28 protein-coding genes and 1 other annotated feature (1 of these 29 cut by a window edge) are annotated in these 24,955 nt (G+C 46.9%); of the genes, 9 read left to right on the top strand and 19 right to left on the bottom strand.

What is annotated here, in order from left to right; translation table 11 throughout:
• Positions 1 to 59 precede the first annotated feature (59 nt).
• From KAH19_RS07745 to KAH19_RS07730, 4 genes are all read right to left on the bottom strand, one after another.
• Positions 60 to 569: a hypothetical protein gene (locus KAH19_RS07745; RefSeq protein WP_210684108.1), complete on the bottom strand. Its 510-nt coding sequence runs from the start codon at positions 567 to 569 to the stop codon at positions 60 to 62.
• A 20-nt stretch (positions 570 to 589) separates the two neighbouring features.
• Positions 590 to 979: a hypothetical protein gene (locus KAH19_RS07740; protein ID WP_210684107.1), complete on the bottom strand. Its 390-nt coding sequence runs from the start codon at positions 977 to 979 to the stop codon at positions 590 to 592.
• Positions 980 to 988: 9 nt separating this feature from the next.
• Complete coding sequence (locus KAH19_RS07735; protein WP_210684106.1) at positions 989 to 1,450, bottom strand: zinc-ribbon domain-containing protein; 462 nt, start codon at positions 1,448 to 1,450, stop codon at positions 989 to 991.
• A gap of 179 nt (positions 1,451 to 1,629) precedes the next feature.
• Positions 1,630 to 1,935, bottom strand: coding sequence for a helix-turn-helix transcriptional regulator (locus KAH19_RS07730; protein ID WP_210684105.1), 306 nt, complete (start codon positions 1,933 to 1,935; stop codon positions 1,630 to 1,632).
• A 135-nt stretch (positions 1,936 to 2,070) separates the two neighbouring features.
• Here KAH19_RS07730 and KAH19_RS07725 point away from each other — a divergent pair, with 135 nt between their 5' ends.
• The 7 genes from KAH19_RS07725 to KAH19_RS07695 all read left to right on the top strand — a co-directional run bounded on the left by KAH19_RS07725 (position 2,071) and on the right by KAH19_RS07695 (position 6,302).
• Positions 2,071 to 2,787, top strand: a complete 717-nt coding sequence (locus KAH19_RS07725; RefSeq protein WP_210684104.1) for an RNA polymerase sigma factor — start codon at positions 2,071 to 2,073, stop codon at positions 2,785 to 2,787.
• A 659-nt stretch (positions 2,788 to 3,446) separates the two neighbouring features.
• On the top strand, positions 3,447 to 4,064 hold the full coding sequence (locus KAH19_RS07720; RefSeq protein ID WP_210684103.1) for an N-acetylmuramoyl-L-alanine amidase: 618 nt from the start codon (positions 3,447 to 3,449) through the stop codon (positions 4,062 to 4,064).
• Positions 4,065 to 4,302: 238 nt separating this feature from the next.
• A complete protein-coding gene (locus KAH19_RS07715; RefSeq protein WP_210684102.1) occupies positions 4,303 to 4,530 on the top strand; it encodes a DUF1659 domain-containing protein in 228 nt (75 codons plus the stop codon).
• 412 nt (positions 4,531 to 4,942) lie between these two features.
• The gene (locus KAH19_RS07710) at positions 4,943 to 5,155 is read left to right on the top strand and encodes a DUF2922 domain-containing protein (protein WP_210684101.1); all 213 of its coding nucleotides are present in this window, start codon (positions 4,943 to 4,945) and stop codon (positions 5,153 to 5,155) included.
• A 22-nt stretch (positions 5,156 to 5,177) separates the two neighbouring features.
• On the top strand, positions 5,178 to 5,354 hold the full coding sequence (locus tag KAH19_RS07705) for a YvrJ family protein (RefSeq protein ID WP_210684100.1): 177 nt from the start codon (positions 5,178 to 5,180) through the stop codon (positions 5,352 to 5,354).
• 101 nt (positions 5,355 to 5,455) lie between these two features.
• Complete coding sequence (locus tag KAH19_RS07700; protein ID WP_210684099.1) at positions 5,456 to 6,007, top strand: thermonuclease family protein; 552 nt, start codon at positions 5,456 to 5,458, stop codon at positions 6,005 to 6,007.
• The gene (locus KAH19_RS07695) at positions 5,979 to 6,302 is read left to right on the top strand and encodes a hypothetical protein (RefSeq protein WP_210684098.1); all 324 of its coding nucleotides are present in this window, start codon (positions 5,979 to 5,981) and stop codon (positions 6,300 to 6,302) included. Before KAH19_RS07700 ends, KAH19_RS07695 begins: the two co-directional genes overlap by 29 nt.
• 525 nt (positions 6,303 to 6,827) lie before the next feature.
• Here the strand turns inward: KAH19_RS07695 and KAH19_RS07690 are convergent.
• The 14 genes from KAH19_RS07690 to KAH19_RS07625 form a co-directional block, all read right to left on the bottom strand.
• Positions 6,828 to 7,499, bottom strand: a complete 672-nt coding sequence (locus KAH19_RS07690; protein ID WP_246869335.1) for a histidine phosphatase family protein — start codon at positions 7,497 to 7,499, stop codon at positions 6,828 to 6,830.
• Positions 7,500 to 7,510: 11 nt separating this feature from the next.
• Complete coding sequence (locus KAH19_RS07685) at positions 7,511 to 8,329, bottom strand: DivIVA domain-containing protein (protein ID WP_210684097.1); 819 nt, start codon at positions 8,327 to 8,329, stop codon at positions 7,511 to 7,513.
• Positions 8,330 to 8,340: 11 nt separating this feature from the next.
• Entirely contained in the window at positions 8,341 to 9,126 is a 786-nt protein-coding gene (locus KAH19_RS07680) for an RNA-binding protein (RefSeq protein ID WP_021720901.1), read from the bottom strand.
• 3 nt (positions 9,127 to 9,129) lie between these two features.
• Positions 9,130 to 9,951, bottom strand: a complete 822-nt coding sequence (proC, locus tag KAH19_RS07675) for a pyrroline-5-carboxylate reductase (RefSeq protein WP_210684096.1) — start codon at positions 9,949 to 9,951, stop codon at positions 9,130 to 9,132.
• Positions 9,939 to 10,502 carry a cell division protein SepF gene (locus KAH19_RS07670; RefSeq protein ID WP_210684095.1) on the bottom strand — a complete coding sequence of 188 codons (564 nt, stop codon included), beginning with the start codon at positions 10,500 to 10,502 and terminating at the stop codon, positions 9,939 to 9,941. Before KAH19_RS07670 ends, proC begins: the two co-directional genes overlap by 13 nt.
• A 24-nt stretch (positions 10,503 to 10,526) precedes the next feature.
• Positions 10,527 to 11,228 (bottom strand): YggS family pyridoxal phosphate-dependent enzyme, encoded by a 702-nt coding sequence (locus KAH19_RS07665; protein WP_210684094.1) that lies wholly within the window; start codon positions 11,226 to 11,228, stop codon positions 10,527 to 10,529.
• A 187-nt stretch (positions 11,229 to 11,415) separates the two neighbouring features.
• Positions 11,416 to 12,555, bottom strand: coding sequence for an acyl-CoA dehydrogenase family protein (locus tag KAH19_RS07660; protein WP_210685518.1), 1,140 nt, complete (start codon positions 12,553 to 12,555; stop codon positions 11,416 to 11,418).
• Between the two features lie 64 nt (positions 12,556 to 12,619).
• Positions 12,620 to 13,066, bottom strand: a complete 447-nt coding sequence (locus tag KAH19_RS07655; RefSeq protein WP_210684093.1) for a PaaI family thioesterase — start codon at positions 13,064 to 13,066, stop codon at positions 12,620 to 12,622.
• A gap of 210 nt (positions 13,067 to 13,276) precedes the next feature.
• Entirely contained in the window at positions 13,277 to 15,199 is a 1,923-nt protein-coding gene (locus tag KAH19_RS07650; protein WP_246869334.1) for a glutamine synthetase, read from the bottom strand.
• Between the two features lie 203 nt (positions 15,200 to 15,402).
• Positions 15,403 to 16,473: a DNA polymerase III subunit delta gene (gene holA / locus KAH19_RS07645; RefSeq protein ID WP_210684092.1), complete on the bottom strand. Its 1,071-nt coding sequence runs from the start codon at positions 16,471 to 16,473 to the stop codon at positions 15,403 to 15,405.
• 15 nt (positions 16,474 to 16,488) lie between these two features.
• Positions 16,489 to 16,773 carry a helix-turn-helix domain-containing protein gene (locus KAH19_RS07640; protein ID WP_040564469.1) on the bottom strand — a complete coding sequence of 95 codons (285 nt, stop codon included), beginning with the start codon at positions 16,771 to 16,773 and terminating at the stop codon, positions 16,489 to 16,491.
• Between the two features lie 63 nt (positions 16,774 to 16,836).
• Positions 16,837 to 18,984, bottom strand: coding sequence for a DNA internalization-related competence protein ComEC/Rec2 (locus KAH19_RS07635; protein WP_210684091.1), 2,148 nt, complete (start codon positions 18,982 to 18,984; stop codon positions 16,837 to 16,839).
• The gene (locus tag KAH19_RS07630) at positions 18,984 to 19,640 is read right to left on the bottom strand and encodes a helix-hairpin-helix domain-containing protein (RefSeq protein WP_210684090.1); all 657 of its coding nucleotides are present in this window, start codon (positions 19,638 to 19,640) and stop codon (positions 18,984 to 18,986) included. Before KAH19_RS07630 ends, KAH19_RS07635 begins: the two co-directional genes overlap by 1 nt.
• 225 nt (positions 19,641 to 19,865) lie before the next feature.
• Complete coding sequence (locus KAH19_RS07625) at positions 19,866 to 20,240, bottom strand: endonuclease domain-containing protein (RefSeq protein WP_210684089.1); 375 nt, start codon at positions 20,238 to 20,240, stop codon at positions 19,866 to 19,868.
• 294 nt (positions 20,241 to 20,534) lie between these two features.
• Between KAH19_RS07625 and KAH19_RS07620 the strand changes: the two genes are divergently transcribed.
• Both KAH19_RS07620 and KAH19_RS07615 read left to right on the top strand, forming a co-directional pair.
• Positions 20,535 to 20,894: a hypothetical protein gene (locus KAH19_RS07620; RefSeq protein WP_210683834.1), complete on the top strand. Its 360-nt coding sequence runs from the start codon at positions 20,535 to 20,537 to the stop codon at positions 20,892 to 20,894.
• Positions 20,894 to 21,757 carry an IS3 family transposase gene (locus KAH19_RS07615; RefSeq protein WP_246869461.1) on the top strand — a complete coding sequence of 288 codons (864 nt, stop codon included), beginning with the start codon at positions 20,894 to 20,896 and terminating at the stop codon, positions 21,755 to 21,757. The genes KAH19_RS07620 and KAH19_RS07615 overlap by 1 nt, the downstream gene beginning before the upstream one ends.
• 571 nt (positions 21,758 to 22,328) lie before the next feature.
• Here the strand turns inward: KAH19_RS07615 and leuS are convergent.
• Positions 22,329 to 24,818 carry a leucine--tRNA ligase gene (gene leuS / locus KAH19_RS07610; RefSeq protein WP_210684088.1) on the bottom strand — a complete coding sequence of 830 codons (2,490 nt, stop codon included), beginning with the start codon at positions 24,816 to 24,818 and terminating at the stop codon, positions 22,329 to 22,331.
• 60 nt (positions 24,819 to 24,878) lie between these two features.
• Positions 24,879 to 24,955, bottom strand: a binding site (T-box leader) (it continues 120 nt past the right edge of the window).

Below are 24,955 nucleotides of genomic sequence, written 5' to 3'. Positions count from 1 at the left end.
TGTTTTTACAAAAATCTCCCCAGCCTTACGCAAGCATAAAGCTGGGGAATTAGAAAATTTTACTTATTTATTCTTTTCACTACAGTTCCATACATCTGCAAATAAAAATATTGAAATCCATTAGTATCAAGGTCTATGTCCTGACGCATACAAACGACAGCATCTCCACCAAGCATTAGTGCTCTTTTCTTCAGTTCTTGCGTAGCAACAAAAAATGCTTTTTCAAAATCATTCTGCCCAACAGAATATTCTCCCCATAAGAACCCCCAGTCTGTCCTTCGCTCAGACATCAAAGCATTATTCTTCATTTCTTCAATTTCAGCACTATACTTATTTACAAGTTCACTCAAGGTACTACTAAATAACCCTTTGTTAGAAACCTGAAAATATACGGGACCAATAATTTCATAATCCTCTTTTAAATCACCAGTCGTAACAATTACGGCATTAACCTTTTGCCGATATTCGGCTGCTCTTTGTTTAGCCTCAGCTGCTTTTTGTTCGGCAGCTTCCTTTGCAGCCTTAGTTTTCATCGCTTCTTTTTTGTAATCAGTATCCCAAAACGGCATATATATTCCCCCTTGTAAAATTATTCATTAGGAGCATTCATAACATCAATCTGATAATCTCCAGGTCTGTTTGAATACTCATATACACTCACATAAACTCTCTTGCCATTTTTACCACGGCCAACCAAATGGAGAACATATTGTATATGCTTTCCATATGTATTAACTGAAGTTGAAGAGCTATCACTATACCATACATCTAGTCTTCCCTTGTCAAATCCAGCACTAAGCATAGGACCAAAATGTTCTTTATATTCTTCTAAAGTACACCCTAAATCCTTAGCATTTTCTCTTGCGGTTGCTTCTCTTTTAACTGCTTTTGCTTTAGCTTCTTGTTCAGCCTGCGCATCTGCTAATTTATGCTTAGCTAACATATCGCTATAAGAGCCAAGAACATTTCCATTTTCCACTAAATTAAACTACCCATTGCAATTTTCAGCTTTATGGGATACGTTTACTTTATCAATAGCTCCTTTATTATCAACAAATACAGTAGTATCCCCTTGTTCACTATCTTGATATAAAATTTTATAGCAATGTAATTTACCATTTTCATCAGTAAAGCTAATTTGATTATCAGCAGGAACTTTTAAGCCAATTTTAGCTAAAAACTCCCTATGCTCTTTTGGTATAGCAGTTGTGACTTTACTCGTAGGAGAAAATATCATTCCAACAATTGCTAAAGACGCAACTACTCCGGCAATAGTTTTCTTTTTGGAAGTTTTTGTTTCTTCAATCTCTACTTTTTTATTTACTGGTTCAGCGGTCTTTTTTATATCAGCCTTAGGGATAGTTTCCGCCTCTTTTACTACTTTTGCTCCGCAATTCCCGCAAAATTTAGCGTTTGGTTTAAGCTCTTCTCCACAAACTTTGCAATACATACAAGCACCCTTCCGTATCAAAAATATATTAAGGTTTCCTATGTAGTTATTATATCATCTTGTCCCCCCCCCGCAACCATTTGTCTGTTTAGCTGCGAATTAAAAAATAATAGTGCTCTGTCAAAAGCACTCAACCTAAATTATCAGTTTAACTTATGTTCTAACAAGCCACCTCTCCCTCAATCCTCCCCCTTCGTACTCCACTTCCTCTGCGTCACCCGCGTCAGCTCCTGCAGCAAATACTCCGGTCGCATCTCCAGCACAGCAGCAATTCTCAAAAAAGCAACAAAACTCAAAGACTGCCTGCCATTTTCAATCTTAGTCATCGTCCGTCGCGACACCCCAATCATCCTGGCAAACTCTTCCTGATTTATCCCTGATGCCGTTCTATGCGATCCTATAAGCACTCCCAGTTCAACCAGTTCTGGCAAATAATCCGAATCCACCAGCTCTTCAGAATACAAATTTCTAAGTCTTTTTCTCATACTGTCACCTCAAAATATTACTATTTTGCTAACAGATTATTACAAAAAGACTAGTCAAAACGTTTTTGCGCATTATTATGCTCAAATAAGAAACTTGCTAATTTTCCGTGATATAATAACCCCATCAAGCGCTTGATGCAGTACAACACAGAATTCTGCTATACGCGGTCAACGAACCGCCACAGAAAGGAACTGGACAATATAACAACAAAAAACTGCCCTGAGCAGGAAAACTCCGAAGAAATAATCTGCTGCGTGCCGGAAGGCACCGAACCGCAGGACTGCACGGAGGAAAAGACAACCTTCACTCTCACAGAATTCAAGGAGCTGGTTCACAGCGCCCAAAAGGGTGACTGCGAGGCCATCAACACATTATGCAACGCCTTTAAGCCCTTAATCTACAAAGAGGCCTATCGCTACGAAGTGCGTGAAGCCTTGGGCGAGGACGCAATCAATACTGCCTGGTTAATCTTTTTAGAGCAAATCAAGAAGTATAAGGATCGCGACTTCGGGCATCTGCCGGGACTATTGCAGTACCATATCCATTACGGACTGCTGCATAAGTTTACGCGTGGAAAATCTGTCAAGGATTGTTATTATCTGGACGCAGAGGAAGAAGGCGAAGAAACGCAGATTGCTGACAAGAAGGATGCTATCGACGAGCTGGTGCATAATCAGCTCTTGTCTGATACGATGCGCAAGCTCACTAAAGAGCAATTTACTGCTGTCAACGAGCTTGTTCTGCAGGATGTTGATTACAAAATATTTTGCGATAAGCATAAGTGCAGCGTGAAAACTGCTTATAAGCATCGTGCTAACGGTCTAAAAAAATTAAAAGCAATAATTGCTTAATCCTCTAAGCGTTCTGCCCTACTATGGGCGGGACGCTTTTTTACTGTGCGGATATAAAAACAAGAGTGTCCAGTTTTTGGGGTTTCACCAAAAGAGAACTGTCCAAAAACTGGGTTTCACCAGAACCAAATGTCCAAAGTAAAGTTTAAATCTCTCTTCTGAAGTGTCCAAAAACACTCTAAAATCTTTCTTTTCAAGTGTCCAAATTTACTGCTGTTTTATTCTCTCAAAGTGTCCATACTTATGGGTACAGTATAATGGGTACAGTATACTTTTTTATGCTCTACTTCTACCGTAATTTACGTCTATGCTCTAGGTAGTACACTAAAGAACAAGGTTACTACTAGCTTACGCTAGTAGTTTTTATCACAGCCAAAAGAAATAAAGACAGAAAGAAAAAATTATAAAAAAGAAAGAGAGAAAAAAGAAAACTCATTATACTAATGGCTAAAAATGCTAAAATTTTCACCCCCCTGTGCAAATTTTTTTAAAAAAATATTTTTTTAAAATTTTTTTACTAAGGGGGTGAAAAAATCGCAAAAAAAAGCCATTAGTATAGTGAGAGGCAAAAACAACACGCTCCCGCCTCTTGCCGAAAACAGAATCCGGATATGCAAGTAAGCGCATGGGAGAAAAAATACAAAGGAGCTTTTTGATATATGCTTGTAACAAATCCCCGCAGAATTAATCATGAACAGCTGCGAATCTTGGCTAGAAATGCCAAAGGCGGTATCACTCACATCTATCTGCATTGGACGGCAGGAACCTACGAGCAGGTTTTTGATGATTACCACATCAACATCGGCGAGCAGGGCGAGCTTTACCTCACCTGCAACATGCTGCGCGAATATAAATCGCACACCTGGCGTCGCAACAGTCGCTCCATCGGCGTCACTCTCTGTTGCGCAAAGGATGCTATCCTTGCCTACAAATGCAATCCTGTGTTTGGCGCATATCCACCCACGATGCTGCAGGTGGAACAGATGGCGATGGTTGTCGCTATCCTGTGCCATGAGCTGGAACTGGAAATCAATAATGATACAGTTCTGACGCATGCCGAAGCAGCCAGTCGCGACCAATATGGTCCCGGTCAAGGTGATCCCGATATGCGCTGGGATTTGTACATGCTCAAAGGCATGCCGGAAACGAGGGCCTTGCGCCCGGGAGGCGTGCTGCTGCGAAAAAAAGCTCTGGCGTATTTGCACAGTATGCTCAGGGACAAGCTGCTGCAGCCGCATGAAGCGGAAGTAGAGCAGCCTGAGCTGTTGGCGGCGTGAGGGCACAACGCCTAGCGCCGACAAAAAAGCCTCTCCTTGGGGAGAGGTGGCATCGCGAAGCGATGACGGAGAGGGGTTTAATTGCTAAGCATAATGACAGCAGTCCCCTCTCAGTCGCCTACGGCGACAGCCGCCCCAGGGCGCACTCTCTTGCCCTGCGGGCAATTCACCTTGTCCCCCCTAGGGGAGCCTCTCATCTACCCATCATTTTTTTCATCATCGAAAGGAGTTTTAATCTATGGCAGAAATCAATCAGGAAATTTTGAAACGTACTCTGGTAATCAACGTTGAGGATGGCACCGGTGCCGACGGCACTACCAAGTATAAGGCGAAAAACTTCAACGGCATCAAGACTGACGCTGCACTGGACAAGGTGTACGAGGCAGGTACTGCCCTCGGCGGTCTGATGGAGAAGCCTTATAAGGATATTGAGCTGACCGAAAAGAGTGAGCTGGCGGAGGCGTAAAAAAGGCTCCCCTCGGGGGGAGCTGTCACCCGTCAGGGTGACTGAGAGGGGATTGAAAGCAACGTTGCTTTAGGCAGAACCCCTCTCCGCCTCGACAAGCTCGGCACCTCTCCCCAAGGAGAGGCTATCTTCTACCGAATTTTTATCTTTCACAACCCTTCCGTCTACTCGCTACGCTCGTAGCCACCTCCCCTTTCAGGGGAGATATAACCTACTTGCGAAACGTAATTCTTAAAATCACCACTAACCCATATATGCTCTCTGCGTCGCAAAGCGACATTAGCACGACCAACAGTTTCTCGCGGCGCATAGCTTGCGATAAACTGGGTCTTAGCGTCAAGGGAGCTGGCAAAATCACGCCAGTGATTTTGACTGAGGGTTGTATCATTATGACACAAAGGAGCAATCACCCATGGAAAAATCTTTACAACTCGTCTTTAAAAACGCTGCAGGCAGCACCAAAATCATCACCATCTCCAACCCCAAAGAAAACCTCTCCAAATCCGAAACCGACGCAGCGATGCAAAAAATCGTCGCAGCCAACATTTTCAGCACCGTCGGCGGTGACTTGGTACAAGCTGTTGAAGCTCGTGTGGTCAATCGTAACGTCCAAGTTCTGGCGTAAAAAACACTAAGGAGTGATCCTCATGGAATTTGACAGACTTCTCTCCGCTGCAGCGGATTATGGTTTTCCAATGCTCGTCAGCTCGTATCTTCTGGTCCGTATGGAAGGCAGAATTGAAAAGCTGAGTGCTAATATCGACACCTTAACCCGTGTATTGCAGGAAAGACTTGTGATGCAATTTCCATATGCACAGCAGTAAATAGTATATACAAGCAAAAATATACTAAGAACTAATCATATGGCACAGGGGCTGTCGTACACAAAGTATGGCAGCCCATCTTTATAGAAAAGGAAAATAATATGCGCTATAAAATAATTACCTATACTCTCTTTCTTCTCTTTGCCCTCGGTCTTATCGGCATAGCCTCCATAGTCAGCGCACAAGCGAGGCCTGCCAGCACCTATACAGCATATGTGGTACGCATTATAGATGGTGATACCATCCATGTGCGCGATATAACAGGAGAAACCCACCGCATCCGCCTTGCTATGATAGATGCACCGGAAAGAGAGCAACCCTTTGGCACAGAAGCAACAAAAAAATTAAGCGAACTGTTACGCCAAGGCACAGTCCGCTTGAAAGTTAAGTGTATTGATAAGTATAACCGTGAAGTTGCTTTTGTATATTGCGAAGGAAAGGACGTGAGCGCCGAAATGCTGAAGGAAGGCATGGCACTGCATTACCACATGAACTTCGACAACTGCGAAATATATGATAAATTTGAGGCAGCAGCAAAGCGCTGCCGCCAAGGCTTATGGTCACAGGAAAAAATTGAAAAGCCTTGGGATTATCGCCAAAATCTTGCTAAAAGGAGACAAAGCAATGTTCATAAAGACCTTTTCCAAGCCTGATTACCCATCCGATCTGGAGCTGACGGACAACACGCTCGATGAAATTGCTTACGAAGATAACCATTGGGATTACATGAACCGCTTCCCTGATTACATCAACAGCGATACCATTACCAGCCTTGTTTACGAAACCGGTGACTGGTACTTTTATACTAATGATAAATACGTAGACCATTACTTTGTCCTGGCCTTTGTCAACTGGTCCAAAATGCCGGTCATCCTTTCCATGTGCGAAACGGAAGCAGAAGCGCAGGAGCATATAAGGCTACTGGCTATAGAACTGAACAATAAATAATAAAATGCTCCGCCTACCCTAAAAAAAGAGTAAGCGGAGCATTTTTATTGTTGAAAAAAGGATATTTTAAGAAATAAAATATATCAAGCAGTCTGCAAAAGTTGCTGCATCTGTGCTAGGAGTTTAGACATGAATCTCTCATACTTGGTTGATTGTTTGTTTCACTTCTATTGCACCAAGTTTTGATGCTTTACGCATTTTTTATCTTCTGAAATATGCAGAGCAAGTGGACAGATCATGATCTGGTGGAGTACTGTATTCGCGAGAATTATCTCAGCAATCTGGCATTATTGTTGACAAAATTAAGTTAAGTAACTACCCAACCAATTATTTATCTGCCGTATTACTCAGATAAATTATATGATAAACGCAAGCAGGATAAACTATCTTCAAATTTCTCCTGCTTATTTTTTTGCGTTAGGGGGTGAATAAAACGACAAAAAAAGCCATTAGTATATTAAGAACACAAAAACAACCGCTTAAGCGCTTTCCCCCAAGCACCCAAGCGGTCATTCACAGCCTTATTCACTTCTCGTACTTAAACTCAAACACGCCAAAGCCCTTTCCCTGTGTCAGATGACTGACGTCATTCAAGCGGAAAACAGCATGCTCATGCCATTTGTTAATCCCCAGAACAGTTACGCTGGCAGGCTGCACATCAACCGAAAAGTTAAAAGCCGCCACCTGCTGCATATCCATTCCCAGCCAACGGAAAATAATATTCTGAATCGTGCCCTTATGCGCAACAATCAGCAGATTTTCCTTATCGACATCCGCACAATGCCACAAGCCGTGTACATTACGGCGATAGAACTCATTGCGCGTTTCACCGCCGGGATAGTTGCGGTGATCCAGCTCCTGCTCGGAAGCAGGCTTGCAAAAATGCTTCTTGGCCTCCTCCTCGGTCATGCCGGCAGCAATGCCGTTATTCTTTTCCCTCAGGAAACGACAATGCTCTATTTCGCCCTTAAAGCCCAGCTCATCGGCAATAATCTGCGCCGATGCGGAAGCACGCTGCAAATCACTTGCCAGAATCCGCAGCTTGCAATTACGTCCGGCAAAATCCTTTGCCAGCTTTACCGCAGCTGCCTTTATCTGCGCCCTTCCCTTTTCTGTCAGCTGCGAATCCGTCCAGCCGCCGGTCAATCTTTGCGTATGATGCGTTGCTTCACCATGCCTCACTAAGATAATCATCATTCAGCCTCCGACTATTCTTCGTTATGACTGGCATAGTTTTTGAGCAGCTCAACCTGCGTTTCCAACAGATGCAGCATATTTTTACGATGCAGCGCCGCCTTTTTCACCTGCTCGTTATAAGCCTGTTCGGCCATAGCAGCCTTGGCATCAGCCTCAAAAATAATTTTACGGCTGCGTTCCTCTGCATCCCCCACCAGTTTACGATATTTAGTATTTGCATCCAGCATCATTCTGCCGGCTTCGCTGCGAGCATCCTCCAGCAGCTTGTTAGCCTCGCTGGCAGCACTGTTAGCGCGTTTTTTGCAGACATCCTCGGTAGTAATGCGCAGTTTATCGGCATCTACCTCGGCACTGCTGCGCAGCTTTTCGGCATATGACTTAGCTTCTTCACGCAGCTTATTGCATTCAGCCATCGCTGCCTGCAGCATGTTATCGGTTTTGTTTTTCGTCTGATTATACAAATCCTCGGCATGCGCCATGGTATCATCATGCAGCTTCTGCGCCGCAGCCTTCGCTTCGCTCAGCTGCTGCTCGCACTTCACTGCCGTTTCCTTCTCCAGCAGCGCCGCCTTCTTCTCGCTGGCGTTCTTCACCTCATCAGCGGTTTCCTGCGCCACAGCCAGAGTGCTCTGCATGGTAGCCTCCATCTGCTGATAATATTCCAGCTTGGAGCTGACGCGCTCGATAGTTTCCTTCTGCTCCAGGTTATCCAGATAAAGGTATTCGTATTCCTTAATCAGCTTGGCAAGAAACTTGTCTACCTCTTCTACCTCATAGCCACGAAAACCCTTGGTAAAAGTTTTTTTCTTTAAATCCTCCGGATTAAGCATGGTTTATCCTCCTAGATATAACGCTTCAGCGTTACGCTGATGCGTCCTTTTTTAGTAGTGCCGCGGATTTCCTCAATCTCTACTCGTCCACGGCCGCGGAAGGAAATTACATCGCCCTCGTTCACCGGCTGCGCTGCCTTCTTGGCCTCTTTCCAGTTTACCTTGACATTCAGGCTTTTGATTTCATCCGCCATACGGCTGCGGCTTACGCCATAGCCTGCCGCTGCCACGGCATCAAGGCGCAAATCAGCGACTGTCGCGTTAATCAGCTTAACCTTTTCTTCCTTCTGCAGCAATTCCTCGCGGGGAATTTCCGTAAGCGTTACCGGCGCAGAACCGATCTGCGTCAGATTACCGGTAAGATAATTTACCAGTGATTTTTCTACCACGAACTGCGCTCCCTCGGGCACAAAAACGATATCGCCCAAGGCCTCGCGCTTGCAGCCCGTACCCATAAACGCCCCCAGAATATCGCGATGCGACAAATCATAATAGCGCTTATCCCAGGCCGCCAGAAAATAGGCCATGCCAAAATCCGGCTGACCGTAGAAATCATCGGCAACAAAGGCAGCCTTCACCCTTTCGGCATTACTGAAGCCACCGTCGCTTTCCAGACGCACATTTTCGTAGTTCGCCGCAATGATTTCCGCAACGTTATAGGCATGAGGGTCAAGAAACTCGCTCACACGGAACTTGCGTGATTTATTGGCGCCCTCGGCCAAATCCAGCAGCTTGGCCGCCAGCTGTTCGTCACCGCCGGCTTTAAAGTAACGCAGAATTTTTTCTCTGTCTGCCATAAATTATTTCCCCTGTAATTCTTTATCTCTTTGCAGCACTGCCTGTACCGCATCATAAAAAGCACCGCGCACGCCATGGTTTTCCAAAGCATGGATACCGGCAATAGTCGTGCCGCCGGGGCTTGTTACCTGGTCGCGCAGCTGTGCCGGATGCAGGCCGCTTTCTACGCACAGCTTGCCGCTGCCTGCCATTGTCTGTGCAGCCAGCTTAATAGCCAGCGCACGCGGCAGACCGGCACGCACACCTGCGTCAGCCAGTGCATCGATAATCACAAAGCAATATCCCGGTCCGCAGCCGGAAATAGCGGTAATCGCCTGCAATGCTTTTTCATCAACAAATTCTATTTCACCGCAGCTGCTGAAAATTGCTGCCGCAGTCTGCTTCATCGGCTCGGTTACTGCCTCATCGCAGCAGATAGCAGTCATGCCGGCACCTGCTGCCAGCGGCGTGTTCGGCATCGTGCGGACTACCGGGAAACCCGGAGCATAGGCATGCAGCTGCTCCAGTGTAACACTGCCCATGATAGAAAGCACCCAGGCATCCTTTTTCATGGCAGCAATCAGCTCGGGCACCAGCGCCACCGGTGCTACCTGAGGCTTAACGGCAAAGATTACCAGATCAGCATCCTTTACCGCCTCTTTATTATCCGTAGTAACATTTACGCCAAAGGCTTCATGCAGAGTGCGCGCATGTGCCTCAGTCGGCTCGCCTACGTTGATCATCTCCGGCGCAATCAGGCCGCCGCCGATAATTCCCTTGATAATAGCTTTGGCCATAGCGCCGCCGCCGATAAATGCAATTTTCTTTACTGCTATTTGTCCCATGGATTATTTCCCCTCTCGTCAATATCGTGCTCTTCGCCCGCATCTATATCTACGTTTTTCGGGGCGCAGATAACAATATTGCGGCCCAGCTTTTTCATGCTGCCGCCGATAGCATAAACAGTACCGCTGATAAAGTCGGTCATACGCTTGGCAACAACATTATCTGTCTTATCATAATTAACAACTACAGCCTGATTATCACGCAGATAATCGGCAATCTTAGGAGAATCGTTGAAATCGACAGGCTCCAGCAGCACAACCGTCATCAGCTTGTCGGCAATAGGCAGGTTAATGGTTTTGCTGCCCATTTTTTCATTTTTAACCGGCTCAGGCTTTGCTGCCGAACTCTTAAAGTTCAAAATGGATTTGCGTTCACGCTTAGGCTCCTCTGCCGGTGCTGCAGCGGCAGGCTCCTTGCTGCCGAAGAAGCGCTTCTTGGGTTTCGCCGGCTCCTGCTCGGTCTTAGCAGGCTTCTGCTCAACTTCTTCTTCGATGATTTCTTCCTCGTCATAAAGACTTAATGCATTCATGATTTTATCAATAATATTCATCACGTCACCAACCTTATCTATGTCTTAAAATTTCAGGCTATAATCACGCTGGCCGAACAAGGCTGTGCCTACACGCACAATATTAGCGCCTTCTTCTATCGCAACTGTGTAATCATTGCTCATACCCATGGACAATATATCAACCTGCGGATACTGCTGCTTTAAACGGGCGAACGCACGGTAGCCTGCCGCAAATACAGGTCTTGTCTGCTCGATATCCTCGCATTTCTGGGCAATAACCATCAGCCCGCGCAGACGCACATGCTTGTATTCGGGCAGCTTCGGCAACAGCGCCAGATAATCCTCTTTATCCAAGCCGGACTTCTGCTCCTCATGGGCAATATTCAGCTGCAAAAGAATATCCTGCACCTTACCGATGCGTTCTGCCTCCTTATCAATCGCAGCCAGCAAATGCTCACTGTCAACCGATTCGATAAGGTCAAACAAGGCAACAGCCTGGCGCGCCTTATTCGTCTGCAGATGGCCGATAAGATGCCAGTAGCCGTGTTTGCCCAAAGCCTCCTGCTTATGCTTGGCCTCCTGCACGCGGTTTTCGCCTACGTTGGCAATGCCCAAGGCTTCAATATCCGTAATAATTTCTGGCGGATGGTTTTTCGTCACCGCCACCAGCGTTACCTTATCTCCTGTGAGCAGGTCTTTATTTTTACGCTTGTCCAAAGCAGACGCTATCTGCTCCTGAACCTGCTTTAAATTATCAGCTAACAATGTATTTGCCCCCCAATTCTCAGCAAAATGATTTGTAGCAAAGATTCTGCTTTTTATTATGCTTTAAAAGCTCTTTATCTTTATATTTTAGCATACGTGTAAACCATTGTCACGAATAAAAACAACAAAGAGCTGCCACACAAAAGTGCAGCAGCTCTCAATAAAATTATCTTCGTTATGATAGCTATTAGTATAACAGCTTGTTGGCAATAACCAGACGTTGAATTTGGTTGGTGCCTTCGTAGATTTGCATGATTTTAGCGTCACGCATCATCTTCTCTACGGGGTACTCTTTGGTGTAGCCGTAGCCGCCCATTACCTGAACAGCGTCGGTGGTTACCTGCATAGCGGTATCGGCAGCATAGCATTTAGCCATAGCAGCCTCTTTGGAGAATTCCATGCCCTGGTCACGCATCCAGCAAGCCTTTTGAACCATGAGGCGAGCGGTTTCAACCTTCATAGCCATGTCAGCCAGCATGCCTTGAACCATTTGGAAGGAAGCAATCGGCTGGCCGAACTGACGGCGCTCTTTAGCATATTTAACAGCGCAATCCAGAGCAGCCTGAGCGATACCTACGGAAACAGCGCCAACGAACGGACGAGCGCTGTCCAAGGTGTTCATAGCAATACGGAAGCCTTCGCCTTCGCGGCCTACGCGATAGGACTCAGGAATAACAACGTCTTGCAGAACCAGCTCGGTAGTATTGGAAGGACGGATGCCCATTTTGTTTTCTTTTTTGCCAACGGAGAAGCCCGGAGTGTCTTTCGGAACGATGAAAGCAGTCAAACCACGGATACCGCCGGTTTTACGGGTGTTAGCGAATACCAGGAAAATTTCTGCCAGACCACCGTTGGTAATGAACATTTTGGTACCGTTCAAAGTGTAGGTACCCTCTTCCTTGTTGTGTACAGCACGGGTAGAAACACCGCCTGCATCACTGCCTGCACCGGGCTCGGTCAGTGCGAAAGCAGCCAGACCGCCATTGTTCAGGACATCGCAATACATTTTCTTTTGTTCATCGGTGCCTGCCAGCAGAACAGGTACAGTTGCCAGGCTGTTGGCAGCCAGAGAGGTTGCAACACCTGCGCAGCCTTTGCCCAGCTCTTCATAAATGGTAGCAACAGAAATGCTGTCCAGGCCGGGGCCATCTAATTCTTCCGGAACAATAACGTTCAGTAAGCCCATTTCGTTAGCCTTGTCAATCAGGCCGTCACGCATATGGTTTTCTGCATCCATTTCAGCAGCATAAGGAGTAATTTCTTTTTCAACAAACTCCCTTACCATTTCCTGTAATTCTAATTGTTCCTCGTTTAATGCAAAATCCATCATATCCTCCTTGATATCAAGCGGTCTTCCGCGTCATTTCCCTTCCAAATAAACTCAGGCAAGCTCACCATTTGGCGGGTATCTCTTTAAATCTGTCGACGACAAACATCGTTGTTAAAATCGTCCCAATTAAATGCTCTTTGCTGTCAGTCATTTCAGCTTCAATAACCATCGTAGAATGTCCGGAATGCTTAATATGGCTTCGTACCGTTAAGGTAGTCGGCTCATGGACACCTCTGATAAAATTCATGCTGAAATTAAGAGTTGCCACTACAGCGCCCACGCTTGCACCGGTAACACCCAGAACGGAGTCTGCCAAGGCCAACATCACTCCGCCGTGACAAATGTCACGATGATTAAAATGCTTTGCCGGATCAACGTCAATGCTTACTTCAGCACTGCCACACTTTATTTCACCAATATGCACACCGAATTTAGTCATAAAATTATTATCCGTGTACATCTGGCGAATATAGGCAGGAACATCCTTGACCTGCTCCACAGCTATCATCGCCTTTCTTCGGACAGCAGAAAATATTACTGTCAATATATCTTTGATATTTTACCACAAAACAGCGCTTAACTCAACAGTTTCATGCAAAAAAATAAGCTGAAAGGAAAGTTTTAGGGATAATTTTTTCAATAGTCGCACTTTGGTCTAAGCACGAAACAAAATGGCTGCCGCACTTTGAGTACAGCAGCCATGCAAGAAGCATTTAAATTAATCGATAATATTTTGCTTGTAATCGTGATACAGAGTCTTGAGCTCTTCCATAGTTGCTCCCATCTCAACCTTGAGCTTGGAAACAGTATCGTAGTCGCCTTCGGCAACAGCTCTGCGGATAGCAGTGAAGATGCTCTTCTCTTCGAAGGAATCCTTGGCCAGCTTAGCACGCAGGTTCTGAATTTTACGCCACATTGCCAAGTCGCAGTCGGTGCAGGTTTCCTGATTGTGCAAGCGCTTCATATCAATAACAGCCTGATAGTTTTCCGGAATCAGACGAGTCAAAAGCTCGGTTTTCCAGCGAATCAGCGCACCCTGCATGAAGGAGTCGATATATTCCTTCTTCAGGATATTGCCTTGGGTGAGCACGGCAACCTTTTCCGGATATTTTTCGAAGGCGCAGAGATTTTCCCAAACGGTAGCAGGCGGTTCACCGAACAGCTTGCTGCGTTCTTCCGCAGTGAAATCTTCAAAAACGTCTTCCTCAGTACGGTATTGACGGTCGGTATCCAGATAGAAGCCCTCTTCGCCGGCCTTCTTGGAAATTTCTTTTTCCAGAGCCTTCAGGTCCTTGCCGGATTCTACGCAAGCCTTAATGCCATCGAGGCAGGACAGATAGAAGGCAGCAATAGCGATGTAGGTGTTGGTGTACGGGTTTGGAGAACGCATTTCAATACGGGTAGCCTTATCGTTGTCCAGATCACGGATCAGGCCTGCAAGAATGGTTCTGTTACGGGACGGATTATCCGGGCTCAGACCGAGGCTGGTAACGATGCAGACAGGAGCTTCAAAGCCGGGTTTCAGACGGTTCAGAGAGTCAATGGTGCAGGAGATAAACGGATTGGTTACCTCGTAGTTTTTCAAAAGGCCCATGAGAGCGCCGTAACCGACAGCGGACAGGAAGTCCTTGTGCATATCCTTCGGCGAGAACAGGTTGACAATCTTGCCGTTTTTCATTTTTGCGGCAATGCCTACATGTGTATGCTCACCGCTGCCTGCAACACCGGGAATCGGTTTAGCCTGGAAGGAAACCTCCAAGCCGTTCATGCGGAAAACCTCTTTAACGATGATGCGTGCCAAAAGCTCGTTATCTGCAGTCTGAACGCCGCTGCTGAACTTCCAGTCAACCTCCAGCTGCTCCATAACGTGAGTCATATGACCTGCACCGTCAATCTGGCCTTTAACGCCGCCGCATTCCTTGTGGCCCATTTCCGGCTCCAGACCGTACAGCTCCAGAGTCTGGATAGTCTGCTCCAATGCAGTACGCACGTTGCCGCGGGTACGCTGCCAGTATTGCTCCTGCATTACCTGAGAGGAGCTCAGAGCCTCCAGCGGTGCGTCCTCACGCGGAGTTTTTACCCAAAATTCCAGCTCTGTAGCACTGGTGAAGAGCAGCTTTTCAATCTCAGCAGGATTTACATGCTCCAGACCGGCAATTACCGGATGCTTAGCAAACAAATCCATGATTTCTTTTTCTACATAAGCCAGAGTATCATTCAAAATAGAACGGGAATCAACATGATTGCCGTTGTGAATCAGATAGCAGGGAATGCGCAGAGTACCGATCATGCGACCGCTTTCTGCGTCAAAATGCTCATAGTTATAATCAACAAACCAGTTAACGGTTTTATCAACCTTCATATCAACGCGGGCATCGTTCAGAGTAGCGATACCGGTCAGCACAACGGAGGAGCCGTCAGTCTGTGCTGCGCTGCCTGCCAAAAAGCCATCGATATCCTCAAGGAAAATCTTCATCGGGATTTTTTCGTCGGTATCATTACCGGCAAAATCCACACCCATCAGAGATACGAACTGAATCTCCGGATGCAGAGTCAGAAGCTCACGCAGAGTGCTTTCGTTTTGTTCTTCAGGTTTAATTACGTACAGTAAATCTTTGTTGTTCATGATCAGTGCAGCCATAAGGCTGCCTCCTTTCTCAATACTCCCTAATTATCATGCTGCAGAAAAATGCTCCCTACATATTTTCTGCAAGATAAACGAAAAAGGACCTTTTTAAGCATGGACACACTACTTCCTTACTCAAAAAAGTCCTCGTTGACTGTCTTATTATTATAGCAGATATTAAGTGCTTTTGTCCAGCTTTAATTTCTGAGGATAAGATATCATGCAAGCAGGCGGACAAGTATTTCCTCCAGCTTTTCGTAGCCGCGTCCGCCCTGACGCAGCTTGATATTCATATCTGATAGTCCCAGCAATGCTTCCGTCAGACGCTTTTCATCAAAGCGCCTGCTGTCGCGCTCCAAAAATCTGTAGGCATATGGGCTGCGCATCCCCAGCTCCTCCATAATGCCCTTCTGGTCGTAGCCTCTGCGCTTCAGCTCCAGATAGCGCAGCACCTGACGCAGCTTAAATGCGACAGTTGCGCTCAAAGGCAGGATATAGGTTCCGTGCTTGCGTTCGCTCGCCAGCAGCTCCAGACATTGCTTCAGCTTGCCTGCCATAATATAATTGGTCAGTGCAAAAGATGAGGCGTTGGGCAGCAGTGCAAAAACATTCAGCACATCATCTTCCGTCCATTCTCTGCGTCCTGCGGCATAAATTGCCAGCTTGCCGATTTCCTGCTGCAGCAAATCCAGGGGAATTTCTTCCTTCACCGGCTCAATATATTCGCTGATGGCAGCCAGCGCATCTCTGGTAAAATGTGCACCGTAAGCTGCTGCCTGCGCGTACAGCCAGTCATCAAGCTCTCTTTCCTTAATGCGCTCACACGGACAAATCAGCGCGCTTGCTTTGAGCTGCTTATACAGCTTGGTCCGCTTATCCATTTTTTTGCTGCTGATAACCAGCAGGCAATAATCCGGTACATCGCTGACTATCGCCGCCAGCTGCTCCATTTTCTTGGAATCTGTATCATCCTGCGCATTCGCAGCGCTGTTTGCTTTGGCAGGCTTTGCTGCCCACAGCTTTTCATCCTTTAAAAAAATCAGCGATTTGCCGCAGAAGAAGGGATAGCTGTTGACAGCCGCCTGCAGCCCGGATAAATTGGTATCCTTGTCAAAGACCGTTATTTCGCGGTCAGCCTCCGGCGTATCGCCAAAAACATATTCCGGCAGCGCGGCAATAATGCTGTTGCGGTAGTAATCCTCCTCGCCGCACAAAAGCAGTACCTGCGCCTGCGGCAGCGGCTTATGCTGTTGTAATAGTGAAATCAGGTTTTCCGGTTTAATATCCATCTGTATTCCCTCTTATTATTTTTCTAACGGTACAATGGCTAAAGTCTTTCCCAAAGGTGCAAGTATTTTTAAGATTGTACTGATTTTAGGAATAGAGGTACCGTTTTCCATTCTAGCAATTACAGGCTGCTTTACTCCGCTCAAAAGCTCTAATTGCTTTTGGGTTATTCCCTTATCCTGACGTGCCTTGATCAGTTCACCGATTAAAGCAACTCGCAAATCACTGGCAGAAATTTCTTCCGGTGTAAAAATATTCTTTCTTACATCCTGCCATTCATAACCCACTGCACTATTCTTCACTTTCCTCACTCCTTAATTACTCTCCTTTAATTATAACTTATGAGTTATATTTTGACAACAGCTTCACTGTAAATCCGCGTAGCCATAGCATTTTATTCCCTCTGCGTCAAAAACAACTTTAATGCACCCCAGCTCATCCGTTCGGACAACAGCACTGCCTATGGCCTGCAAACGCTCAAGCGTTTCCTGATGCGGATGGCCGTAGCGATTGCCGCGCCCGCAGGAAATCACCGTCAGCCGTGGGCGCACCTGCTCCAGAAATTCCATACTGCTGCTGTAATGCGAACCGTGATGTCCTGCCTTCAGCACAGTGTACTGTTGTAGCTGCAGCCCCTGCTCACGTTCTTCCCCCATGTCGCCTGTAAACAGCACGCTGCCCTGCGCGCTGTGCAGCGCCGCCAGCGTGCTAGCTTCGTTTCCCGGCACAGCCTGCTGCGGTACATCAACTAAAACAAGCTCCGCATTATCATCCAACGCATAGCGTTCACCGCTCTGCACTACATGCGCCTGCGTCCTGCCGGCCTGCGCCAAAATTTCCTGCTGCACCCTTTTGCTTTCCTCCGTCAGCGCTTCGTTAGGCAGGAGCAGCTTTTTCACCCGCAGCTGTCGCAATAGGTCCGCTGCAGCACCGACGTGGTCAAAATCATAATGGCTCAAAAGCAGGATATCCGCTTCACGCTTGCCAAGATAGCGCAAAAACGGCGTAATCACGCGCGTTGCAGTCGATATATTTTTCAAACCGCCGGTATCAATAATTGCCACCCGCTGCGAAGGTGTGACAATAACAGCGCAATCACCCTGCCCCACGTCCAGAAAATAGCAGGCCAGTGGCAGCGTGCGATACTGCTGATAAGCAAGCGTCCCGGCAAGCAGCAAAGCATGCAAAAGCAGGATGCAGCGCCGCTCCCTATTACTCCAAAATTGCAGCCATAGGAAATTCGCCCACACAAACAACGTTGCATAATAAAGCACAAAACAATAGGCAGGCAGCTTGCCGATAACCACCGTGCTGTACGGCAGGTCGGCAAAAAAGCGTGCCTGCGTCAGCACCTGCGCTGCCAACCAGGCAGCAAGCTGCAACAGATACTCTCCGTACACGGGCAACAGTGCCCCCACAAGTGCCAACTGCGCCGCGATTTCCAATGTCGGCACCAGCACGATATTGCTTACCAATGCAATCAGCGAAATTTGGTGAAAATAGTACACCTCCAGCGGCAGGACAGCCAGCTGCGCTGCCAGCGAAACAGCTGCCGCTTCCCCTATCGGCGCAGGCAAGGCCTGTGGCAGTAGCCTTTGGCATGCAGGCAGCAGCCACAAAAGACCGGCCGCCGCCCCGAACGATAGCTGAAAACCTATATCGGCCAGCCATAACGGCTGCAGACACAACAGCAGTGCCGCCACCAGACACAGTAAGCGCCCGCGCTCCGCGCCGCTGCCGCCAAGCAGCAGGACGCTGCTCATAGCCAGCGCCCGCAGCACCGGCGGACGCAAGCCGCAGAGCAATGCATAAGCAATCAGCAAAGTAATAACAATAACCTTACGCCAAGGCAGCGGTACCCACTGCAGCAAAGCAAGCAGCATGCCTGTCAGCAGCACAATATGCGTGCCCGAAACAGAAAGCAGATGTGCCAGACCATTATCTGTAAACAGCTCGCGCGTTTCTTCGTCCAGCCTGCCACTGCCGCCAAGCACCATGCCGCTCAGCAGTGCCCCATATTCAGCACCTGCTGTAGATTCTATGCGTTCGCTCAGCTTTTTGTTCCACAAAGCAAAATGCTGCCACCACAAAACCTGCGGCTCTGTCTTTAGCAGCTGCGCCTTGCTCAAACGCCCGCCAAGCTCCTGCACTCTGTTATAGCTCGCAGCATCAAAGCCGCCGGGGTTGCGCAGGCTGTCCAAACGCTCCAACGTTCCCTTAAGCACCACGCAGCCTGCCTGCGGCAGCTCGCCCTTCACACTTACGCGCAAGCGTCCGCTGTAAGCAAGCTCTGTATCACTATACACATTTTCGCAGCGCAGAACTGCACTGCTAAAGCCATCCTGCCTGCGCACACTCAAAGGCTCCACCGCTCCATACACAATCATCTGCTGTCCGACGCAGGCAGCAAGCTGCTGCTCGGCGGACGGCGGCACGCTAAGCAAACGAAAGAGCAGTACGCAAAGCAGCATGAAGGGCAAAAATAAGCGTAAATAACGTGTTTTCTGCAGCACTAATCTACCTCCACATAATCACGCAGCTTCGCCAGCTTGGCTTTGCCGATTCCCGGCACACGCAGCAAATCATCCGCGCTGGTAAAACGCCCACTGTTTCTTGTTTCCACAATGCGCTGCGCCAACGCCGGACCGATGCCCGGCAGCTGCTGCAGCTCTCCGGTGCTCGCGCTGTTGATGCGCACGCTCTGCATCACGCTGCTGTTTCTGCCTGAGCCTGCTTTATTACTGCCGGACTTTCCTGACGCACTCTCACCTAAACCGGACTTTGCCTGAGCGTTTTTCCTCTGCGTGCTGTTTGTCCTTGCAGCCTTCTGCACCGGTACTCGTATCTGCATACCGTCGCGCACCTTACGCACCAAGTTGACACGTTCGCTGTCGGCCTTTTCCGTCAAGCCGCCGGCAGCAGCAATGGCCTCTTCCACTCTGCAGTTGGCAGGCAGGTCATAAATCCCAGGCTCCAGCACGGCGCCGCTCACCTGCACGCGCACTGTTTTTGCCTGCGTTGCTTTGGACGCGAACGCACCTTGCGCGGACTGCGGCAGGCTGCCGCCGGGCAATGCTTTTTCTTTGTCATTGGTGCTTATAAGGCTGGTTATTATGCAGCCTGTGAGGAGAACGGCGATGAAGATTAGTTTTTTAGCTTTTGCTTGCATGGGGATACCTCCTTAGGGTGTTGGGAAAATATTTTAGAACAAAAAATAGAGCCTATCATAATGACGTACATCAGTAGACTGAGCCTCTCCTTGGGGAGAGGTGCCGAGCTTGTCGAGGCGGAGAGGGGTTTTTCTGTGCAGCTGTTTTCTGAACTCTATCCTCTCTCAGTCACCCTTACGGGTGACAGCTCCCCCCTAAGGGAGCCTCTTTTAAAGTTTTATTTCTTACGTTTTCATAATCAATTCCAACGCAGACACAACCTTCTCTATCTCATCACAAACGTTATTAAAATTTTTATCAATAGCATTATTAGGAAATCTTATTACTGTTATTCCCAAATCATTAAAATAAGCTGTTCTTCTTTCATCATATTTCGCATGCTTATCTTCGTAATGTTGACTCCCATCCACTTCAACTATCAACTTAACCCGTCCACAATAAAAATCTGCAATATATCTGCCTATTGGCTTTTGTTTATACCATTTGCATCTGTAATTTCGCAAAAAATCATACCATAGATGTTTTTCCTGTCTGGTCATTGCCTTACGTAATTTTTTTGCAAAATTTTTTGTTGGTCTGTCTGATAAATTATTAAACATAATTATTCTCCTTTAGTTATTCTCCCCTCTCAGTCACCCTTGCGGGTGACAGCTCCCCCCAAGGGGAGCCTCTCATATGACGTAAATCGGCAGACTGAGCCTCTCCTCGGGGAGAGGTGCCGAGCTTGTCGAGGCGGAGAGGGGTTCTATTGTTTGAACTCTTTCTGAACGCTGAAGTGGTAAACTTATTTTAGACACAGAGGGGGTATTTCTTGTACAGATGATATATAATGGAATACACCAATATATATATCAATAGACAAGCAATACTTCGGTCTAAACAGGAGGTTTACCATGAAATACACTAAACAAGAAAAATTAGACATTGGTCGCCGAATATATGATAGCGAGATTACTCGCTATCAAGCAGCAGAGTTATACAATATTTGCGAAGGTACAGCACGTACCTATATGCGTATGTACAGAGATGCGAATAACCTGCCTGCAAAAAATTGTAAACAACAAAAATGTAATATAATACGTCCCAATGCACCTGCACTTTCTGCGAACACGGATGATTATCAATCTATGACCAAGGAAGAATTAATTCGTGAGTTGCTTAAAGCAAGAATTGCAGAAGCTAGATTAAAAAAAGGCTATGCGGTGAAAGGGGATGGTACAGTAATTCTATACGGCAACAAGAATACCAAGTAATATTAGAACTCTCTGGCGAATTTCCGGTAAAACTTATATGCGAAACAATGAATGTACAGCGTAGCAGCTTCTATGCATGGAAGAAGAAGCTCTCACATCCTTCTACAAAAATGCGGAATCTGCTTAGTAATATTTTGCTTTTTAATGAATACCATGCTAAATATCCTTCTCACGGATATCGCTGGCTTAACGCTAAGATTCGTCTGGATACCGGTCTTATCCTTTCGGATGCATATGCACATAAGTGTTGCAAAATTACTGGTATTAAAAGTCAGGCTAAGCATTACAAATACAAGAAACCAGGGGATTCATACCGGATTTTTCCGAATCTGCTCATGAAAGAAATGCAGATTGATGGACCGCTACAATGTATTGTAAGCGATATGACTGCTTTTCATGTTAAAGGGATTTATTATGAGCTGACATTGTATATGGACCTTTGGAATAATGAAATTGTAAGTCATTCTCTTTCTTCTAAACGAGGTGACCGCATGACATATATTAGCGGTTTGGAGGATTTAATTGCTTTAAAGAAACAATATCCAGAATATGAAATGATCCTACATTCAGACCAAGGTTCCGTTTACGCGTCTAAGGCATTTAATGACTTGTTGCCAATGTATAGCATTACCCATTCTATGTCTCGTGCAGGAACACCTACCGATAATGCAGCAATGGAAGCGATTAATGGTTGGATAAAAACAGAAATGTTTACTGATTTTCATGTAACAGGAGAAAAGTCTGTTGTAGATGAAGTAACAGAATACATTCATTTCTTTAATGAACAGCGTCCTGCTTATTCTTTAAACTATCTGACGCCTATTCAATATCGCGAGTTGCATTATAGAAGTGTAGCTGAATAACAGAGAGATTTTTGTTGTATATTTTTTTGTGATTTGTGTCTAAAATTTGTTGACTAGTGCAACGCTATCCCCACTCAGTCACCCTTGCGGGTGACAACCCCCCCGAGGGGATCCTCTTTTAAATTAATCGCTGAATAAACATCACAAAAAACAAAAAGAGCCCCCAAGAATAACAATTACGTTATTCTCAGAGACTCTGAAAATGTAAGCGTTATTTAGTACTACTAAATAATGTCATTGCTGACATGCACTGCTTATTTTTTTGTCCGCGCTACAGTCTGCGGAAACTGCCTGCTGCAGGACAGCTGTAACTGCGGTGGTCGCGGTTAGTAATTAGTGGTTAGTGGCCAGTAATACTAAAGCTCGCAACAAATTTTATTTTCCCCCTCTTTTTGCTCCCTGTTCGGTCGCAACGGGGATTCGTTCCACCATTTCACTTTCTCGCTTCGGTATTGCTCGCGACAAAGTGGATGTCACTTTCCCCCTCTTTTTGCTCGCTATCCGCTCGCAACGGGGATTCGTTCGACCTTTTCGATTTCTAACTTCGCTCGCGCTCGTTACAAATCGGGTCTCACTTCGCTACGATGTTTACCAGACGGCCGGGTACGCAGATAACCTTACGTACGGTTGCATCGCCGATATGAGCCTGAACGTTAGCGTCAGCCATAGCAATCTTCTCCAGCTCTTCCTTGGTAGCTTCAGCCGGAACAGTCAGACGACCGCGAACCTTGCCGTTAACCTGCAGAACGATTTCTACATTGTCAACCTTCAGTGCTTCTTCATCGCACTCAGGCCAGCTTTGTTCATGTACGCTGCTGTTGGCATCGATAGCACCGCGCCACAGCTCTTCGGTGATATGCGGAACAAACGGGCTCATCATCTTGATAAGGTCGGAAATTGCTTCGTAAACCAGACCTGCATTCGGCTCTTTAACAGCTTCCTTATAAGCATAGAGAGCGTTAACCAGTTCCATCATAGTGGAAATAGCAGTGTTGAAGTTGAAGCGGGTTTCGATATCGTTAGTAACCTTCTTAATGCTGCCATGCAGTACACGACGCAGGTCCTTGTCTGCTTCGCTCAGGTTGCTGTGATCATATTCGGTAACCTTTTGTGCCAGAACAGCTTCAAAAGCTTGTACAATACGCCAGATACGGTTCAGGAAGCGGAAGGAGCCTTCAACGCCCTGGTCGCTCCACTCCAGCTCTCTTTCAGGCGGAGCAGCAAAGAGGATGAACAGACGCGCGGTATCGGCACCGTATTTGGAAAGAATTTCTTCCGGAGAAACAACGTTGCCCAGAGATTTACTCATCTTAGCACCGTCTTTGATTACCATGCCCTGAGTCAGCAGGTTGCTGAACGGTTCATCGTAATCAACCAGGCCTGCGTCACGCAGAACCTTTACAAAGAAGCGGGAATACAGCAGATGCAGAATAGCATGCTCAATACCGCCGATATATTGGTCTACAGGACCCCAATAGTTATTGAGTTCCTTGTCAAACGGCATCTTGTCGTTGTGTGCGTCGGTATAACGCAGATAGTACCAGGAGGAGCACAGGAAGGTGTCCATGGTATCGGTTTCACGGGTTGCGTCAGCACCGCATTTCGGGCATTTGCAGTGAACGAATTTCTCGGAGGTTGCCAGCGGAGATTTAGCACCAGCAGTAAAGCTTACGTCCTCAGGCAGGCGAACCGGCAGCTGCTCTTCCGGAACCAGAACCTCGCCGCAGTGCGGGCAATAAATGATAGGAATCGGAGCGCCCCAATAACGCTGACGGCTGATCAGCCAATCGCGCAGACGATAGTTTACACGGCGTTTACCGAAGCCTTCAGCTTCAGCCTTGTCCATAATAGCGCTCATAGCCTTGTGCATTTCCATGCCGGTGAATTCGCCGGAGTTAACCAGCATGCCTTCTTTTTCTTCGTAAGCGCAGGTCATTTCTTCCAGCTTCAGCTCTTTGCCAATCGGGCAGATGGTAACGATTTTTTCAATGCCGTATTTGTCAGCAAACATCCAGTCACGTTGGTCACCGGTAGGAACGCCCATTACAGCGCCGGTACCGTAATCATACAGTACATAGTTGGTTACCCAGATTTCTACCTTGCGGCCGGTGAACGGGTTGATGCAGTATACGCCGGTGAATACGCCCTCTTTTTCGGATTCGCTGGAGGTACGTTCAATTTCGGACTGATTGCGTACACGCTCGCAGAAAGCATTGATTTCGTCAGCCTTCGGATTGTTTTCGCAAATCTTTTTAATCAGCGGATGCTCGGCAGCCAGAGCCATGAAGGTTACGCCGTAAGCAGTATCCGGACGGGTGGTGTAAACAGCAACAGTATCGTTCAGTGCAGGAATTTCGAAGGAGAATTCCAAGCCTTCGCTGCGGCCGATCCAGTTGTGCTGCATGGTTTTTACGCGCTCAGGCCAGCCCGGCAGCAGGTCAAGATCCTTCAGCAGCTCATCAGCATAATCGGTGATTTTGAAGAACCATTGGCTCAAATCCTTTTTAACAACCTCATGGTCGCAGCGCCAGCATTTGCCGTCGATAACCTGCTCGTTAGCCAATACGGTGTTACAGGTGTCGCACCAGTTTACGGCAGATTCCTTTTTAACTGCCAGACCGCGTTTGTAGAACAGCTCAAAAAACCATTGAGTCCATTTGTAATAATCTTCCTTGCAGGTTGTAACCTCGCGGTCCCAATCATAGGACAGACCGAGAGCCTTCAGCTGACGGGTCATGTTAGCGATGTTTTCCAAAGTCCATTTTTTAGGCGGAATATTGTGTTTGATAGCTGCGTTTTCAGCAGGCATACCAAAGGAGTCCCAGCCCATCGGATGCAGAACGTTGAAGCCCTTCATGGTGCGGAAACGTGCGATTACGTCGCCGATGGAGTAGTTACGAACGTGGCCCATATGCAGGTTGCCGGACGGATAGGGGAACATTTCCAGAACGTAGGATTTAGGTTTATCCTTATCCATCTCTACTTTAAAGGTTTTGTTTTCTTCCCAGTATTTTTGCCATTTAGCTTCAATAGCATGGGGAGCATACTTTTCTTGAATCATTTCATTACCTCCCAGGTATTATTGTTGGTCGAAAATAAAAAATCCCCGACCTTAAAAAAGGTCAGGGACGAAAAATTCGCGGTACCACCCTGATTGCGGCTACAGCCGCCACTCAATTAGCCTTAACGCAGCATCAC

Source organism: Phascolarctobacterium sp. Marseille-Q4147 (assembly GCF_017968825.1).
In the GTDB taxonomy this organism is placed as follows: domain Bacteria; phylum Bacillota; class Negativicutes; order Acidaminococcales; family Acidaminococcaceae; genus Phascolarctobacterium_A.
This window is presented reverse-complemented; position numbering and strand designations above follow the sequence as displayed.